At 69.9% G+C, this 16,860-nt stretch carries 14 protein-coding genes; 5 read left to right on the top strand and 9 right to left on the bottom strand.

Annotated features, from left to right (window positions below; all coding sequences use genetic code 11):
- Positions 1-2 precede the first annotated feature (2 nt).
- Genes narJ through Q0588_RS12050 form a run of 4 tightly spaced genes read right to left on the bottom strand, consistent with a single transcriptional unit; the run spans position 3 to position 8,705 of the window.
- Complete coding sequence (gene narJ, locus Q0588_RS12065) at positions 3-689, bottom strand: nitrate reductase molybdenum cofactor assembly chaperone (protein WP_298746364.1); 687 nt, start codon at positions 687-689, stop codon at positions 3-5.
- Positions 686-2,215, bottom strand: coding sequence for a nitrate reductase subunit beta (gene narH / locus Q0588_RS12060; RefSeq protein ID WP_298746362.1), 1,530 nt, complete (start codon positions 2,213-2,215; stop codon positions 686-688). The genes narJ and narH overlap by 4 nt, the downstream gene beginning before the upstream one ends.
- Complete coding sequence (locus Q0588_RS12055; RefSeq protein WP_298746360.1) at positions 2,212-5,946, bottom strand: nitrate reductase subunit alpha; 3,735 nt, start codon at positions 5,944-5,946, stop codon at positions 2,212-2,214. The genes narH and Q0588_RS12055 overlap by 4 nt, the downstream gene beginning before the upstream one ends.
- A complete protein-coding gene (locus tag Q0588_RS12050; RefSeq protein ID WP_298746356.1) occupies positions 5,943-8,705 on the bottom strand; it encodes an MFS transporter in 2,763 nt (920 codons plus the stop codon). The genes Q0588_RS12055 and Q0588_RS12050 overlap by 4 nt, the downstream gene beginning before the upstream one ends.
- Positions 8,706-8,917: 212 nt before the next feature.
- Between Q0588_RS12050 and moaA the strand changes: the two genes are divergently transcribed.
- Genes moaA through Q0588_RS12035 form a run of 3 tightly spaced genes read left to right on the top strand, consistent with a single transcriptional unit; the run spans position 8,918 to position 11,260 of the window.
- The gene (moaA, locus tag Q0588_RS12045; protein WP_298746354.1) at positions 8,918-9,922 is read left to right on the top strand and encodes a GTP 3',8-cyclase MoaA; all 1,005 of its coding nucleotides are present in this window, start codon (positions 8,918-8,920) and stop codon (positions 9,920-9,922) included.
- Between the two features lie 10 nt (positions 9,923-9,932).
- The gene (locus Q0588_RS12040; RefSeq protein ID WP_298746353.1) at positions 9,933-10,673 is read left to right on the top strand and encodes a sulfite exporter TauE/SafE family protein; all 741 of its coding nucleotides are present in this window, start codon (positions 9,933-9,935) and stop codon (positions 10,671-10,673) included.
- The gene (locus Q0588_RS12035) at positions 10,670-11,260 is read left to right on the top strand and encodes a molybdenum cofactor guanylyltransferase (RefSeq protein ID WP_298746351.1); all 591 of its coding nucleotides are present in this window, start codon (positions 10,670-10,672) and stop codon (positions 11,258-11,260) included. The genes Q0588_RS12040 and Q0588_RS12035 overlap by 4 nt, the downstream gene beginning before the upstream one ends.
- On the opposite strand, the gene Q0588_RS12030 is transcribed toward Q0588_RS12035, so the two are convergent.
- Genes Q0588_RS12030 through Q0588_RS12010 form a run of 5 tightly spaced genes read right to left on the bottom strand, consistent with a single transcriptional unit; the run spans position 11,261 to position 14,171 of the window.
- Positions 11,261-12,448: a molybdopterin molybdotransferase MoeA gene (locus tag Q0588_RS12030; protein WP_298746348.1), complete on the bottom strand. Its 1,188-nt coding sequence runs from the start codon at positions 12,446-12,448 to the stop codon at positions 11,261-11,263.
- Entirely contained in the window at positions 12,445-12,930 is a 486-nt protein-coding gene (gene moaC / locus Q0588_RS12025; RefSeq protein ID WP_298746346.1) for a cyclic pyranopterin monophosphate synthase MoaC, read from the bottom strand. The genes Q0588_RS12030 and moaC overlap by 4 nt, the downstream gene beginning before the upstream one ends.
- Positions 12,927-13,463 (bottom strand): molybdenum cofactor biosynthesis protein B, encoded by a 537-nt coding sequence (gene moaB, locus Q0588_RS12020; RefSeq protein WP_298746344.1) that lies wholly within the window; start codon positions 13,461-13,463, stop codon positions 12,927-12,929. Before moaB ends, moaC begins: the two co-directional genes overlap by 4 nt.
- Positions 13,463-13,921, bottom strand: coding sequence for a molybdenum cofactor biosynthesis protein MoaE (locus Q0588_RS12015; protein ID WP_298746342.1), 459 nt, complete (start codon positions 13,919-13,921; stop codon positions 13,463-13,465). Before Q0588_RS12015 ends, moaB begins: the two co-directional genes overlap by 1 nt.
- 1 nt (position 13,922) lies before the next feature.
- Positions 13,923-14,171 carry a MoaD/ThiS family protein gene (locus Q0588_RS12010; RefSeq protein ID WP_298746340.1) on the bottom strand — a complete coding sequence of 83 codons (249 nt, stop codon included), beginning with the start codon at positions 14,169-14,171 and terminating at the stop codon, positions 13,923-13,925.
- A 219-nt stretch (positions 14,172-14,390) separates the two neighbouring features.
- Here Q0588_RS12010 and fliD point away from each other — a divergent pair, with 219 nt between their 5' ends.
- Both fliD and fliS read left to right on the top strand, forming a co-directional pair.
- Positions 14,391-16,493: a flagellar filament capping protein FliD gene (gene fliD, locus Q0588_RS12005; RefSeq protein WP_298746338.1), complete on the top strand. Its 2,103-nt coding sequence runs from the start codon at positions 14,391-14,393 to the stop codon at positions 16,491-16,493.
- A gap of 35 nt (positions 16,494-16,528) precedes the next feature.
- The coding region (gene fliS / locus Q0588_RS12000; RefSeq protein WP_298746336.1) for a flagellar export chaperone FliS at positions 16,529-16,860 on the top strand (332 nt) is incomplete at its 3' end.

Below are 16,860 nucleotides of genomic sequence, written 5' to 3'. Positions count from 1 at the left end.
TCCTAGGTCCGGGCCGGCGCGGAACGCCGTCCCGCGCGGATTTTGGCGACCAGGCCGGTCGGCCCGCCCGCCTCGTGATCCGGTCGGCCGAAGGTCACCGGCGCCTCGCTCCACTCGTCGTCGACGTCCGCCTCGCCGGCCGGGTCGCGCTCGAGCAGGGCCTTGAGCGCCGCGGCGTCCGGCCGCGCCTCCGCCAGCCCCAGCAGGGCGGCGAACACCGCCGCATAGGGGCTGGCCCGCTCGGCCAGCCGCTGCTGCAGGGCGGCCAGCACATGGGCCGGCTCGCCCAGCAGGTCGCGCGCCTCCGCGAACGGCTGGCAGGCGAGGAACTCCAGATACAGCGGCAAATAGTCGGGCAGTTCCGCCAGCGTCATGATGAAGCCGCGGTCGATGTAGGTCTGGCCCAGGTCGACCATGGCCGGGCCCCGGTCGCGGCTGTCGCCGTGGACATGCTCGAACAGGTGCAGCGACAGCTTGCGCGAGCGGTCGAACAGGTCGGTGTAGTCGGACTGCAGATCGAACAGGTCCCCGGTCTCCAGCCTGGCGAGCAGCGGCTCGAGCGCCTTCAGGGCCGACTCCGGGGCCAGGCGTTCGACCCGCAGCGCCTCGCGGATGTCGCCGATATGGGCCTGCAGCTCGGCCGACGGATAGCCGAGCAGCAGCGAGAGGGCGCGCAGTGAACGGATCATGTCGAGACATCCATGTAGGGCGACCGCCGTTTGGTCGTCTTGGGTCCGCCGAACAGGTTCAGCCCGGACGATCCGTTGGTGTTGCGGTCCAGGGTGAAGCCGCCCGAGCCGCGCAGCACATAGGCGTCCTCGTCGGTCTCGCGGTGCGCCGTGGGAATGACGTAGCGATCCTCATAGGCCGCCAGCGCCATGATCTTGTACATGTCGTCGATGATCGCGCCGGTCAGGCCGACGCGCTCGGCGATGGACTCGTCGATCCGGCCCTCGATGGTCTTGGACCGCATGTACGACCGCATGGCCAGCATCCGCTCGAGGCCGCGGGCGACCGGCTCCTCGTCGCCGGCGGTCAGCAGGTTGGCGAGGTACCGCATCGGGATGCGCAGCGACCGGACGTCGGGCATGCCGTCGTTGACCGACATCTTGCCCGCCTTGGCCGCCGACTGGATCGGCGACAGCGGCGGCACGTACCAGACCATCGGCAGGGTGCGGTATTCCGGGTGCAGCGGGAAGGCGACCCTCCACACCTTGGCCATCTTGTAGACCGGCGACCGGACCGCCGCCTCGAGCCAGGCCTCGGGCACGCCGTCGGCGCGCGCCTGGGCGATCACCGCCGGGTCGTTCGGATCCATGAACAGCGACAGCTGCGCCTCGTAGAGGTCCTTCTCGTCCTCGACCGAGGCGGCCTCCCTGATGCGGTCGGCGTCGTACAGGAACACGCCGAGATAGCGGATCCGCCCGACGCAGGTCTCCGAGCACACCGTCGGCTGTCCGACCTCGATGCGCGGGAAGCAGAAGATGCATTTCTCCGACTTCCCCGAGGACCAGTTGTAATAGATCTTCTTGTACGGGCAGCCCGAGACGCACATGCGCCAGCCGCGGCACCGCTCCTGGTCGATCAGGACGATGCCGTCCTCGGCCCGCTTGTAGATCGCGCCGGAGGGGCAGGCGGCCAGGCAGGCGGGGTTCAGGCAGTGCTCGCACAGCCTGGGCAGGTACATCATGAAGGTGTTTTCGAACTGGCCGTAGATCTCCTTCTCGATGCCCTCGAAATTGGCGTCGGCCGACCGTTTCGAGAACTCGCCCGAGAGGTCGTCCTCCCAGTTGCCGCTCCATTCGATCTTGGTCATCACGTCGCCGGTGATCAGCGAGCGCGGCTTGGCCGACGGCTGGGCCTCCAGCTCCGGCGCCTTCTGCAGCCATTCGTACTCGAAGGTGTAGGGCTCGTAGAAGTCGTCGATCTCGGGCAGGTCGGGGTTGGCGAACAACTTGGCCAGGATGCGCCATTTCGAGCCGATGCGAGGTTCGATCCGGCCGTTCTTCTTGCGGACCCAGCCGCCTTTCCAGCGTTTCTGGTTCTCCCAGTCCTTGGGATAGCCGATGCCGGGCTTGGTCTCGACGTTGTTGAACCAGGCGTATTCGACCCCCTCGCGGTTGGTCCAGACGTTCTTGCAGGTGATCGAACAGGTGTGGCAGCCGATGCACTTGTCCAGGTTCAGGACCATGGCGATCTGAGCGCGGATCTTCATTCGGCGGGCTCCAGGTCGGGTTCGGCAGCCTTGTCGAACCAGTTGATCGCACTCATTTTCCGGATGACGACGAACTCGTCTCGATTGGCTCCGACGGTGCCGTAGTAGTTGAAGCCATAGGCCAGCTGCACATAGCCGCCGATCATGTGGGTCGGCTTCATGTTGATGCGGGTGACCGAGTTGTGCACCCCGCCGCGCTGGCCGGTCAGTTCCGAGCCCACCGTGTTCACCAGCTTTTCCTGGGCGTGGTACATGATCGCCGTGCCGGCCATCACCCGTTGGGAGACGATGGACCGGGCGGTGACCGCGCCGTTGACGTTGAAGGCCTCGATCCAGTCGTTGTCCTCGATCCCGGCCTGGGCGGCGTCGACCTCGCTGAGCCAGATCACCGGTCCGCCGCGGTTGAGGCTGAGCAGGATCAGGTTCTCCGCATAGGTCGAGTGGATCCCCCATTTCTGGTGCGGGGTGAGGATGTTCAGCAGGATTTCGGCGTTGCCGTTGGGCAGCTTGTTGTGCACCGCCCGCACCGTGCGGGTGTCGATCGGCGGCCGCCAGGTCACGAACCCCTCGCCGAAGGCCCGCATCCAGTGGTGGTCCTGGTACAGCTGCTGGCGTCCGCTCAGGGTCCGCCACGGGATCAGCTCGTGCACATTGGTGTAGCCGGCGTTGTAGCAGACGTGTTCCGACTCCAGCCCCGACCAGGTCGGCGACGAGATGATCTTGCGCGGCTGGGCGACCACGTCGCGGAAACGGATCTTCTCCTCCTCCTTGCCTTCGGCGAGGTGGGCGTGGTCGCGGCCGGTCAGTTTCGACAGGGCCTGCCACGCCTTGACCGCCACCTCGCCATTGGTCTCCGGGGCCAGCGACAGGATGGTCTCGCAGGCGTCGATGTCGGTGAGGATGTTCGGCCGCCCCGCCGCCGGTCCGTCCGCGACCACGCCGTTCAGGCCGGCCAGCAGGGCGACCTCGGCGTCGGTGTTCCAGCTGATGCCCTTGCCGCCGTTGCCCAGCTTCTCCAGCGCCGGTCCCAGCGAGGTGAATTTGGCGTAGGTGTCGGGGTAGTTCCGCTCGACCAGGGCGACGTTGGCCATGGTGCGCCCCGGCTCGGGGTCGCACTCGCCCTTGGCCCACTCGCGAGGGGCGTAGGGCTGGGCCAGCTCCTGCGCCGTGTCGTGCATGATCGGCGTGAGCACCAGGTCATGCTCGACGCCGAGCACCTCCGGCGCCAGCTCCGAGAACTTCCTGGCGATGGTGCGGAAGATGTCCCAGTCGCTCTTGCACTCCCACACCGGATCGACCGCGGCGGTCAGCGGGTGGATGAAGGGGTGCATGTCCGAGGTGTTGAGATCGTGCTTCTCGTACCAGGTCGCCGTCGGCAGCACGATGTCGGAGTAGAGGCTGGTCGTCGACATGCGGAAGTCGATGTTGACCATCAGGTCCAGCTTGCCGACCGGGGCCTCCTCGCGCCAGACCACCTCCTGCGGCTTCTCGTGGCCGTCCTCGCCGAGGTCGACGCCGACCACGCCGTGCAGGGCCCCGACCAGGTGTTTGAGGAAATATTCGTGGCCCTTGCCGCTGGCCCCCAGGACGTTCGAGCGCCAGAAGAACATGTTGCGCGGCCAGTTCCGCGGATTGTCGGGATCGACGCAGGACAGCGTCAGCTCGCCCGACTTCAGCCGTTCGGAGACATAGGTCTTCGGCTCGGCCCCGGCCTCGAAAATGGCCTTGCCGATGCTGAGCGGATTGGCCTCCAGCTGCGGCGCCGACGGCAGCCAGCCCATGCGCTCGGCGCGCACGTTGAAGTCGATCATGCTCCCCGACCAGTCGCCCTCGGGCGCCGTCGGCGACAGGATTTCGTCGATCCGCAGGCTCTCGTAACGCCATTGGTCGGTATGGGCGTAGAAGAACGAGGTGCCGTTCATGAACCGGGTCGGGCGCAGCCAGTCGAGGGCGAAGGCCAGCGGCGTCCAGCCGGTCTGCGGGCGCAGCTTCTCCTGGCCGACATAGTGGGCCCAGCCGCCGCCGGACTGGCCGACGCAGCCGCACATCACCAGCATGGAGATGATGCCGCGGTAGGCCATGTCCATATGGTACCAGTGGTTCAGCCCGGCCCCGAGAATGACCATCGAGCGGCCGCGGGTCTTTTCGGCGTTGGTGGCGAACTCGCGCGCGGTGGTGATGATCGCCTCGCGCGGCACCCCGGTGACGTTCTCGGCCCAGGCCGGGCTGAACGGTGCGTCGTCGTCATAGCTGGTGGCGACGTTGCCTCCGCCGAAGCCGCGGTCGATCCCGTAGTTGGCGCAGAACAGGTCGAACACGGTGGCGACCAGGGTCTCGCCGTCCTTGAGCGTCACCCGCCGGACGGGGACGTTGCGCTCGAGAATCTGCTCGTGGCTGGTCGAGACGAAGCTCTCCGGCGCGGTCCCGCCGAAATAGGGGAAGCCGACCGGCAGCACCTCGTCCCAGCCCTCCGCGAGGGTCGTCTTCAGCCGGATGTCGGCGCCCTTGCCGTCCTTTTCCTCGAGGTTCCACTTGCCGGCGTCGCCCCAGCGGTGGCCCGACTGGCCCTGCGGACAGACGATCTCGCCGCTGATCTCGTCGATGCCGACGCATTTCCAGTCCGGATTGGCCGTCTCGCCCAGCTGGTCGGGAAAGTCGGCGGCGCGCACCAAGCGGTCGGCGACCAGGCGGCCGTCACGTTCGACCAGCTTCACCAGCAGCGGGAAGTCGGTGTAGCGGCGGCCGTATTCGGCGAAATACTCGGTCTGCCGGTCGCAGTGGTATTCCTTCAGGATCACGTGCCCGAAGGCCAGCGCCAGGGCGGCGTCGGTGCCCTGTTTGGGATGCAGCCACAGGTCGGCGAATTTGGACGCCTCGCTGTAGTCGGGGGTGATGACGACGCTCTTGGTCCCCTTGTAGCGCACCTCGGTGTAGAAATGGGCGTCGGGGGACCGCGTCTGCGGGATGTTCGAACCCCAGACCAGCAGGAAGCCGGCGTTGTACCAGTCCGCGCTCTCGGGCACGTCGGTCTGCTCCCCCCAGGTCTGCGGCGACGACGGCGGCAGGTCGCAGTACCAGTCGTAGAAGCTCAGCACCGTGCCGCCGATCAGCGACAGGTAACGGCTGCCCGCCGCATAGGAGATCATCGACATCGCCGGGATCGGCGAGAAGCCGGCGATGCGGTCGGGTCCATACTCCTTGATGGTGTAGGCGTTGGCCGCGGCGATGATCTCCGAGACCTCGTCCCAGCCGGCGCGGATGAAGCCGCCGCGCCCGCGCCGCGACACCCAGCTGTGGCGCTTCTCCGCGTCCTCGACGATCGACCGCCAGGCGGCCACCGGGGTCAGGGTCTTGCGGGCCTCGCGCCAGTGGCGAAGCATCCGCCCCCGCACCAGCGGATATTTGATGCGTGTCCCGGAATACAGGTACCAGCTGTAGCTGGCCCCCCGCGGACAGCCGCGCGGCTCGTGGTTGGGCAGGTCGGGGCGGGTGCGCGGATAGTCGGTCTGCTGGGTCTCCCAGGTGACGATCCCGCCCTTGACGTAGATTTTCCACGAACAGGACCCGGTGCAGTTCACCCCGTGGGTCGAGCGCACGATCTTGTCCGCCGCCCAGCGCGAGCGGTAGGCGTCCTCCCAGTCCCGGTTCTCGCGGGTGGTCACGCCATGACCGTCGGAGAAGGTCTCCTTGTCGCGCCGGAAATAGGTCAGGCGATCGAGGAAATGGCTCATGACGGGCGGCCTTCCGATGGGGCTGGAGGAAGAGGAGGCGCGGCGCGGCCGGCTTCGGTCGCCCGCAACAGCCCGCGCGGCCCGACGTAGGCGAACCACGTCAGCATCGCGCAGGTCAGATAGAAGGCCATGAAGGCCCAGAGGGCCGTCTCCGGCCCGCCGGTGGCGTCGATCGAGGCGCCGTAGGCCTTGGGAATGAAGAAGGCCCCGAAGGCGGCTATGGCCGAGGTGAAGCCGACGATGGCGGCGGCCTCGCGGTCGGCGCGCACCCGCTGTTCGGCCGGGGCCAGCTCGGGGGCCAGGCGCGCCGTCTCCAGCGTCATGATCGGGCCGATCATCTGGAAGGTCGAGGCGTTGCCCACCCCGGTCAGGAAGAACAGGGCGACGACGCTGCCGAAGAAGCCCCAGAAGGTCCCGGCCGACAGGGCGTAGAGCATGGCCCCGACCGCGGCGATCATGCCGACGAACACCCACAGGGTGACCCGGGCCCCGCCCCAGCGGTCGGAGACCCAGCCGGTGCCGGCCCGGGACAGGGCCCCGACCAGCGGCCCCAGGAACACGTACTGGAGCGAATTGACCTCGGGAAACGCCATCCGGGCCAGCAGGGGAAACCCGGCCGAAAAGCCGATGAAGGAGCCGAAGGTGCCGGTGTAGAGCCAGCACATCAGCCAGGTCTGGGCGCGCCGGAAGATCGCCGCCTGGTCCGCGAACGAGGCCTTGGCCGAAGCGATGTCGTTCATCCCGAACCAGGCCGCCAGCGCGCCGACCATGACGAACGGCGCCCAGATGAAGCCGGCGTTCTGCAGCCACAGCCGCGATCCGTCGTCCACCGCCGTCTGGGCCGGCCCCCCGAGCGCGCCGAAGATCGAGAAGGTGATGACGATCGGCACCAGGAACTGCATGACGCTGACCCCGAGATTGCCGAGCCCGGCGTTCAGGGCCAGGGCGTTGCCGCGTTCCGCCTTGGGGAAGAAGAAGCTGATGTTGGCCATGGACGAGGCGAAATTGCCGCCCCCGAAGCCGCAGAGCAGCGCCAGCACCAGGAAGATCAGGAACGGGGTGTCCGGATCCTGCACCGCATAGCCGATGCCGAAGGCGGGGATCAGCAGGGACGCGGTCGACACCGCCGTCCACAGCCGGCCGCCGAACACCGGCACCATGAAGGCGTAGAAGATCCGCAGGGTCGCGCCGGACAGGCCGGGCAGGGCGGCCAGCCAGAACAGCTGGTCGGTGGTGAAGGCGAAGCCGAGCCGCGGGAGCTGGGCGACCACGACGCTCCACACCATCCAGACGGCGAAGGCCAGCAGCAGGCAGTAGGTCGAGATCCACAGATTGCGGCGGGCGATCGGACGGCCGATGGTCCGCCAGAAGTCCGCGTCCTCGGGGCGCCAGTCGCTGAGCAGGCCGGCGCGCGCCTTGCGCAGGGTGTCCAGCAGCGGCCGGGCGGGCTCGTGGATCGGCTCCATCTCCGGCAGTTCCGGAAGCGCCGTCAGCTCCTGTCCGGCGCGGACCGCCTTGGCCTCCATCTGCCGGACCGCGAAATGCATCCACAGCAGCGACACGGTGACGATCAGAAACAGCAGGGCGAAACAGCTGGTCCAGACGCCGGTCAGGTCGTTCATCACCCCGAACACGATCGGCAGGACGAAGCCGCCGAGGCCCCCGACCATGCCGACCAGGCCGCCGACCGCGCCGATCTGCTTCGGGTAGTAGACCGGGATGTGCTTGAACACCGCGGCCTTGCCCAGGCTCATGAAGAAGCCGAGCACGAACAGGGTCACCAGGAAGGGCGCCAGGCCCATCGAGGTCGAGAAGCTGATCGGGCCGCGGACCCCGTGGACGGTGTAGTCCGTCGGCGGGTAGGACAGCATGAACAGGCACAGCGCCGAGACCCCGAAGGTCCAGTAGAGCACCGCCCGGGCGCCGTACTTGTCCGACAGCCGGCCGCCGTAGATGCGGAACAGGCTGGCCGGAACCGAATAGAAGGCCGCCAGCATGCCGGCCGTCTTCACGTCCAGGCCGTAGACCCCGATCAGGTAGCGCGGCAGCCACAGGGCGAGGGCGACGAAGGCGCCGAAGACGAAGAAATAGTAGAGGGCGAAGCGCCAGACCTGCAGGTTCCTGAGGGCCGCCAGCTGTTGGGCCGCCGGGACCGGCCTGCGGCCCTCCCGGCGACGCGCCACGGTGTCCGGGTCCTCCTGCGTGACCAGGTAGAAGGCGACCGCGGTGACCGCCAGCGCCAGCGCCCAGATCTGCGCCACCGCCTGCCAGCCCCAGGCCACCATGACCACCGGGGCCAGAAACTTGGTGACCGCCGCGCCCACATTGCCGGCCCCGAAGACGCCGAGGGCGGTGCCCTGCAGCCGCGGCGGAAAGAATTTCGGCACATAGGCGACGCCGACCGCGAAGGCGCCGCCGGCCAGGCCGACGCCCAGGGCCGCCAGCAGCATCTCGATGTAGGTGTCGGCGAATGACAGCAGCAGGGTGGCCAGAGCCGCGGTGAGCATCACCAGGGCCAGCATGCGCCGGCCGCCCAGCTGTTCGGTCCAGACCCCGAGCAGCACCCGTGTCAGCGAGCCGGTCAGGATCGGGGTGCCGACCAGCAGGCCGAACTGGGTCTCCGACAGACCCAGCTCCGTCTTCATGTCGAGGCCGATGATGGAGAAGATGGTCCAGACGGCGAAGCAGACGGTGAAGGCGAAGGTGCTGGCCCACAGGGCGGTCCGGCTGCCTTGGATCGCGGGACTTTCGTCCGTCATTGGATAGCCTTCGAAGGGGAGGGAGGCGTCTGGAGACGCCGACGCCAAGCTGACATCGTCCGTTCGATACCCTTCACGTGATCATGGTCTTTGTTCGAGAACAAGCTGGGCCTTGGCGAAATATGCTTGCCGTGGCCCCCCCGGACGACGGTAGGGTGTTTTGCGGCAGGCCCGCCGCCCGGGACGGGACGGATGATGATGAGGCGTGAACGGTGAGTCCGGACGGGGCGGAACGAGGGCGGGCGGGCCTGACGGACAGTTTCGGCCGCCGTTTCCGCTACCTGCGCCTGTCGATCACGGAAGTGTGCAATTTCCGCTGCCTCTACTGCCTGCCCGACGGCTATGCGCGCGATCCGGAGGCGCGGTTTCTTTCAGTGGCCGAGGTCCGCCGGCTGGTCGCCGGCTTCGCCGCCCTCGGGGTGACCAAGGTGCGCCTGACCGGAGGCGAGCCGTCGGTGCGCCCGGACCTGCCGGCGATGATCGCCGGCGCGGCGAACACGCCGGGCGTCAGCCGGGTGGCCATGACCACCAACGGCTGGAAGCTGACCGAACGGATCGGGGCCTGGCGCGACGCCGGCCTGACCCATCTCAATGTCAGCGTCGATTCGCTGGACCCGCACGCCTTCGCCCGGCTGACCGGCCACGACCGCCTCGCCGACATCCTGTCCGGGATCGACCAGGCCATCGCCCTGGACGCCGCGGTGAAGGTGAACGCGGTGCTGATGCGCGACACCTTCGAGGCGGGCATCGGGCCATTCGCCGCCTGGTTGCGGGATCGGCCGACCACGGTCCGCTTCATCGAATTGATGCGGACCCTCGACAATGTCGATGTCTTCGAGCGCCAGCATCTGGGCGGCGCCGTGGTCGGCCGGTGGCTGGCCGAGCGCGGCTGGACCCCCTTGCCGCGCCGGCCGGAGGACGGGCCCGCCGTGGAGTACGCCCATCCCGACTACAGGGGCCGCTTCGGCCTGATCTCCCCCTACGCGGCCCATTTCTGCGACGGCTGCAATCGGCTGAGGGTCACCGCCCGCGGGCGGCTGCGGCTGTGCCTGTTCGGCGAGGGCGGGGTGGACCTGCGCGACCTCCTCGGCGAGGAGGTCGATCCCGGCCGTCTCGAGGCGCGGATTCTCGAGGCCCTCCCGACCAAGGCGCGGGGCCACGGCCTGATGCTCGCGCAGTCCGGGGACCTCCGCCGCATGGCGGACGTCGGCGGCTGACGGAGGGGGCGTGGACCTGCCGACGGTGATCCTGCTCGCCCTGCTGATGGGCGGGGCGGCGGCCCTCTACGCCTCGGTCGGCCACGGCGGCGCCTCGGCCTATCTCGGCCTGATGGCCCTGTTCGCCGTGCCCGTCGAGGTGATGCGCCCGACCGCCCTGGCCCTCAACCTCGTGGTGGCCGGCTATGCGGCGGCCTCCTATCTGCGCGCCGGCCAGTTCAACCCGCGCCTGTTCCTCATCTTCGCGGTCCCGGCCGTGCCCATGGCCTGGCTCGGCGGCCGCGTCGCCCTGCCGCCCGAGGCCTACCGTCCGCTGCTCGGCGCGGTGCTGTGGTTCGCCGCGGCGCGGATGCTGTGGCGGCCGGCGTGGACCGCGGCCCGCGCGGTGCGCCCGCCCCGGGCCTGGATCGCGCTGCCCGCCGGGGCCGGGCTGGGCCTTCTGGCCGGCCTCACCGGCACCGGCGGCGGCATCTTCCTCAGCCCGTTGATCCTGCTGTTCGGGTGGGAGGAGCCGCGGCGCACCGCCGGGATCTCCGCAGTCTTCATCGTCGTCAATTCGATCGCCGGCCTGGCGGGCAATCTCGGCGTCTGGCCGGCCCTGCCGCCGGCCCTGCCCCTGTTCGTCGCCGCCGTGGCCCTGGGGGCGGTGGGCGGAACATGGCTGGGCCTGCATCGCCTGCCCCGGCCGTGGCTTCTCGTGCTCCTGGGAGCCGTCCTGCTGCTGGCCGGCGCCAAGTTGATCTTCACATGACGCCCGTCGAGGACATCGCCGCCGTGGTGCTGGCCGGGGGGGAGGGCCGCCGCATCGGCGGGGCGAAGCCGCAGCGCAGGCTGGGCGGCCGCACGCTGCTGGCCCACGCCCTGGCCCGGGCGGGGGCCTTTTCGGACCGGGTCGGGCTCGCCGTCCGCCACCCGGCGCAGGCCGGGGACGCCGGCGCGGCGACGGTGATCCTCGACGCGCCGGTCGAGGGGCCCCTGGGCGGTCTGGCCGCGGCCCTCGCCTACGCCCGCGAACAGGGCCGGGCCGCCGTGCTGACGCTGCCCGCCGACATGCCCTTCGCGCCGCCGGACCTGGCCGCCCGGCTCGGCGCGGCGCTCGGCCCCCATGTCGCCGCCATCGCCGCCAGCGGCGGCCGACTGCATCCGGTCTGCGGCCTGTGGCGGGTCGCGGCCCTCGACAGCCTGCCGGCCTATGCGGCCTCCGGCCGTCGCTCGCTGAGGGGCTTCGCCGAGGCGGCGGGGTTCACGGCGGTCGACTGGCCGGTCGAGCCCGCCGACCCCTTCTTCAACATCAACACGGCCGAGGACCTCGCCGCGGCCGAGGCGCGGCTGGGCTGATCAGAAACCGAGGGTCTCGACCGCCTCGCCGGCCGCCGCCGCCGGCTCGCCCGGCCGCCGCCGGATCAGCAGGTCGGCCGCCGCCAGGGCCTTCTGGGCGCTGGAGTCCTGGTCGGCGAGCGGCTCGACCCGGCCCCGGCGCCACGCCGCCCGGTGGAAGGTCTCGCGATCGCCGCAGGCGGCCAGGGCCGCGCCCAGCGGGGCCGCCCGCCAGTCCAGCGCCGAGCCGGCGGCGGCGCCGGAAAGCCCGGCGACCAGCGGGGCCAGGAACAGCCGTCCGGTGACCATGGCCGAGGTCGGATTGCCGGGCAGGCCCAGCACCAGACGGCCCCCGGCCCGGCCCATCCAGACCGGCTTGCCCGGCTTGATGGCCACCTTGTCGATGATCAGCTCCAGCCCCGCCGGTCCGAACATCGCCCGTGCGTAGTCCTTCTCGCCGACCGAGGCCCCGCCGGTGACCACGACCAGGTCGGCCTCGTCCAGGGCCGCCGCCGCCGCCGCCTCGAGGGTCGCGGGATCGTCTCCCAGGCGGCGGCGGCCGGCCGTCTCGCCCCCGTACTGCGCGACCAGGGCGGCGACGCCGAACGACACGCTTTCGGGAATGGACCCGGGGATCCCGGCCGCCGTTCCCGGCTCGGCCAGTTCGTCGCCGGTGCCGAGCACGACCACCCGCGGCCGGCGCCAGACCTCGACCGTCGCCCGGTCGGCGGCGGCGGCGGCGACCATGGCCCGGGCGTCGAGGCGGCGGCCGGGGGCCAGCAGCACCTCGCCGGCGCGGAAGTCGGATCCCAGCGGCCGCACATGACGGCCGCCGCCCACGGCGTGGCCGAACAGGGCCGCGTCGCCGTCGCGGCGCACGATCTCCTGGATGATCACCCGGTCCGCGCCTTCGGGCATGGGCGCGCCGGTGAAGATGCGCACGCATTCGCCGGGCCCCATCCGCCCGTCGAAGCCGCGCCCGGCGAAGGATTCGCCGACCACCCGCAGCCGGGCGGGCAGGTCGGCCACCTCGGCCGCGCGCACCGCATAGCCGTCCATGGCCGAGGTGTCCGAGGCCGGCGAGTCCAGCTCCGCCACGACCGGGGCGGCCAGCACGCGGCCGCCGGCCCCGGCCAGGGCGACGGTCTCGCGGCCCAGGGGCGTCGCCGCCGCCTCGACCCGGGCCAGGGCCTCGTCGAAGCCGATCACGGGGCCGCCTCCTCGCGCCGCTCGCCGCCGCGGCCGCCGCTCTTGTGCGTGACCCGGATGGCGCCGATGACCATGGCGCGGTCGATCGCCTTGAGCATGTCGAACAGGGTCAGGCCGGCCACGCCGACCGCGGTCAGGGCCTCCATCTCGACCCCGGTCTGCCCGCGGGTGCGCACCTCGGCGCGGATCTGGAAGCCCGGCAGGGCCCGGTCGGGCGTCACCGTCACCGCGACCTGGCTCAGCGGCAGCGGGTGGCACAGCGGAATCAGTTCGGCGGTGCGTTTGGCCGCCATGACGCCGGCCAGTTCGGCGGTCGAGACCACCGCCCCCTTGGGCGCGTCCCCGGCGAGCGCGCGCTCGACCGTGGCGGCGGCGCAGGTCAGGGTCCCCTCGGCGACCGCGGTCCGGTCCGTCGCCGGCTTGCCGGTGACGTCGACCATGCGGGCGCGGCCGGCGGCGTCGAGGTGGCTCAGCCCGCTCACGCGCAGACCTCGCGCAGTCGCGGAATCTGGCCGGCCAGCGAACAGGGCCGGTAGCGGCTGTCCAGCTCCAGGCCCAGCACCAGGTCCCAGGCGTCGCGGCAGGCTCCGGTCGATCCCGGCAGGCAGAAGACGAAGCTGTCGCCGGCCTGGCCGGCGAAGGCCCGCGACTGCAGGGTCGACAGTCCGACCGTGCCGAGGCTGGCCTGATGGAAGACCACGGAGAAGCCGTCCATCTCGCGCCGGAACAGCGGCTTGACCGCCTCGGGCGTGACGTCGCGCGGCGCGAAGCCGGTGCCGCCGGTGGTCAGGATCACGTCCACCCCGGGATCGTCGACCCAGGCCTGCACCTGCGCGCGGATCGCCGGCACGTCGTCGCGGACCAGCGCCCGGCCGGCCAGCCGGTGTCCGGCCGCGGTCAGCCGCTCGGCCAGCAGGCCGCCTGAGGTATCGGTCTCCGGCGTGCGGGTGTCCGACACCGTCAGCACGGCGATGCTCAGCGGATGGAAGTCGAAGCTCTCGTCGATCCCGGGCATCAGTCGCTCCATCTCTGTCGGTCCGCGCGGTCCTGGTCGGTCGGCTCGATCCAGCGCGGGCCGTCGGGGCCGTCCTCCCGCTTCCAGAACGCCGCCTCGGTCTTCAGCCGGTCCATCAGATAGTCGGCGGCCTCGAAGGCGGCGCGGCGATGGGGCGCGGCCACGGCCACGAAGACGATCGGCTCGCCCGGCGCGACCTCGCCGCAGCGATGGATGACGCGGATGTCGCTGACCGCGAAGCGTGCATCGGCGTCCGCCGCCATGCGCTCGAGCGACCGCTCCGTGAAGCCGGGGTAGTGGTCGAGATAAAGGCCGGTGACCGGTCCGGACCGGGACTCGTCGCGGGCCAGGCCGACGAAGGCGACCACCGCCCCGTCCACCGTGCGGCCGGCGAGGAAGGCCGCGAGCTCCGCCTCCGGCGCGGGCGGCTGTCGCGTGAGGAGGGCCGTGACCGCCATCTCAGCCGCCCGAGAAGATCGGCAGGACGGCGACCTCCTGGCCCGGCCCGACGCGGGCGCTGTCCGGGACGATGGTCTGGTCGACCGCCAGCCGGGTGTCCGGCCGCGCCAGGACCGCGCCGGCGCCCTCGACCTGTGCGCCGATCCGCCCGCGCAGCTCGGCGACGCTCAGGGGCTCCGCACAGTCCAGCGTGTGCTCGCGCCCGAACCGGACGCCGAACTCGCCCAGAAACAGGATCCGGATGGTCATCCGCGTCTTGTCGGGGCCGATCCCCGGCGAGTCAACGCAGGCGCTCCGCGACATAGGGCCATGCCCCGTCCCGGACCCGCCCCGACGGGGTGACGGGGGCTCGCGCCGGTGCGCTTCCGCCGGGCCGGGGTCGCTCCGTTCAAACACCGAAAGACGACCTATCGCTGTTCGGATTTTCTGGCTACGGTCCGAGTCAGGAACAAGAGTAGGGGGTTGCCTATGGACCGTGAATCGAACCTTGGCGGGAGGTCCAGGCGGGCCCTTCTGGCCGCCACCTCGCTGGCCGTGGCTCTGGCCGCTCCGGCCGTCGCGGCGGCGCAGGATCCGGCCGCCGCCGACCTCGGCGATGTGATCGTCACCGGCACCAAGCGCGACGCCCTGATCCAGGACGTGCCCTTCTCGATCAATGCGCAGACCCAGGAGGACATTCAGCGCTCCGGGGCGGTCAACCTCGAGGACCTGTCCCGCAATGTGGCGGGCCTGACCATCCAGAACCTCGGGCCGGGGCAGAGCCAGGTGTCGGTGCGCGGCGTCTCGGCCGGCCAGGTGGTGCGGGACCAGCCGGGGGTCAAGGAGCAGGTCGGCGTCTATCTCGACGAATCGGTGATCTCGCTGTCGCTGTTCACCCCCGACCTCGATCTGTTCGACCTCAACCGGGTCGAGACCCTGCGCGGCCCGCAGGGAACGCTGTTCGGTTCGGGCTCGGTCGGCGGCACCATCCGGTACATCACCAACCAGCCCCGGCTGAACGAGACCGGCGGCCTGCTGGAGGGGAACCTCAACCAGGTCGACGGCGACGCGCTCGGCGGCCACCTCAAGGGCGCCGTCAATCTGCCCCTCGGCGAGACCCTGGCCCTGCGCGCGGTGGGCTATCACACGAGCTACGGCGGCTATGTCGACGCCCTGCGCGAGGGCGGCCCCCGCGAGGACAACGTCAACGGCGGCCACCGTTCGGGCGGCCGGATCGCCCTGCTGTTCCAGCCCAACGACGTCGTCCGCATAACGCCGCGGATCGTCTACCAGGAGATCCGCGCGGACGGCTTCAACCGTCAGGAAGCCTTCAACCTCTTCGCCAACCCCTTCACCACGACCCGGCCCCCCGTCACCCTGGGCGAGCGGGAGCAGTATCTGCTGCTCGACGAGAGTTTCGCCGACGACACCCTGCTGACCGATGTCACCGCCAGCTTCGACCTCGGCTCCGTGACGCTCGATTCGGTGACCAGCTACATCGACCGCGCCATTGTCCTGAACCGGGACGCCAGTTCCCTCACCGGCAGCGTGTCGGTGGACCTGGGCTTCCCCGATGCGGCGGTGACCCTGCCTTCCACCCTGGTCGACACCACCGACCTTCAGCAGTTCTCCCAGGAGCTGCGGCTCAGCTCCAGCGGGGACGGCCCCTTCCAGTGGCTGGTCGGCGCCTTCTATTCCCAGGTCGACCGCGTTTACGGCCAGCGCCTGCCGACGCCGGGCTATGACGCCTACACCGACGCCAGCTTCGGCGCTGGCACATCGGCGGCCGTGGCCAACGGCTTCCCGCTCAATTCGCCCTACAACGCCGACATCCCCTACGACATCGAGCAGATGGCGGTGTTCGGGGAGGCCAGCTACGACATGGGCCGGCTGACCATCACCGGCGGCGCCAACGACCTGCTGAACATGAGCGTCGACGGCATCAGCACCAGCCTGACCCTCGCGCCGAACACCTACACCCCAACTTCGCTTGCTGCCTACTTGCAGACGACCATCAACGGCGCCTCCGAATTCAAGGCCGCCGGCGTGACGGTCGCGGTCAGCGCCGACGTTGACGGCAAACTGACCATCATGTCGAACCGCTACGGCTCGGCGTCGAAAGTCGACGTCAGCGGCAGCGCCGCGGCCGGCTTGCTGGGCACCCAGACCGATACCGACGGCGTCGATGTGGCAGGCACCATCGACGGCGTTCCTGCAACGGGTTCCGGCCAGTTGCTGACGGCCGGCATCGGTTCGACCCTGTCGGGCCTGAAGATCGAGATTACCGGCGGCCCTGTGCCGGCCGACCGCGGCACCGTCAGCTTCTCGCAGGGTTACGCCGACATCCTGACCAAGCTGGTCGACAACTTCACCAGCTCGACTGGCCTGATCAATGGCCAGACCAGCAGCCTGCAAAACACCATCAAGGACATCGGCAAGTCGCGCGATGCGATGAACGTGAAGCTGGCTGGCATCGAAAAACGCCTGCGCGCGCAATTTACTGCGCTGGACACATCAATCGCTCGCATGATGAGCACTAGCAACTATTTAACGCAACAATTAGCTCAACTGAGTAACTTGTCGTCGAGCTAAGCAGTCGGATAACTACGGCATTTGGAAGGAATACCATGTTCGGATCAATGAAAAGCGGCGCGAATGCCTACGCCAAGGTCGGTGTCGAAACCGGCGTGATGGCCGCGAGCCCCCACAAGCTGATCGTCATGCTGTACGACGGCGCCCTCACGGCCGTGCGCAACGGGCTGACGCACATGAAGGCAGGCAATATCCCGGAAAAAGGCGCGGCGATCTCGAAGGCGATCCAGATCATCGAAAACGGCCTGCGCCCCAGCCTCGACCGCGAAGTCGGCGGCCAGATCGCCGAAGGCCTCGACTCGCTGTACGAATACATGGCCCGCCGCCTGCTGACGCCCAACCTGAACACCCAGCCGGAAGAGCTCGA

Source organism: uncultured Brevundimonas sp., from assembly GCF_937870815.1.
Taxonomy (GTDB): domain Bacteria; phylum Pseudomonadota; class Alphaproteobacteria; order Caulobacterales; family Caulobacteraceae; genus Brevundimonas.
Note: the sequence above shows the minus strand (reverse complement) of the source record. Positions and strands in the feature narration are given on the sequence as shown.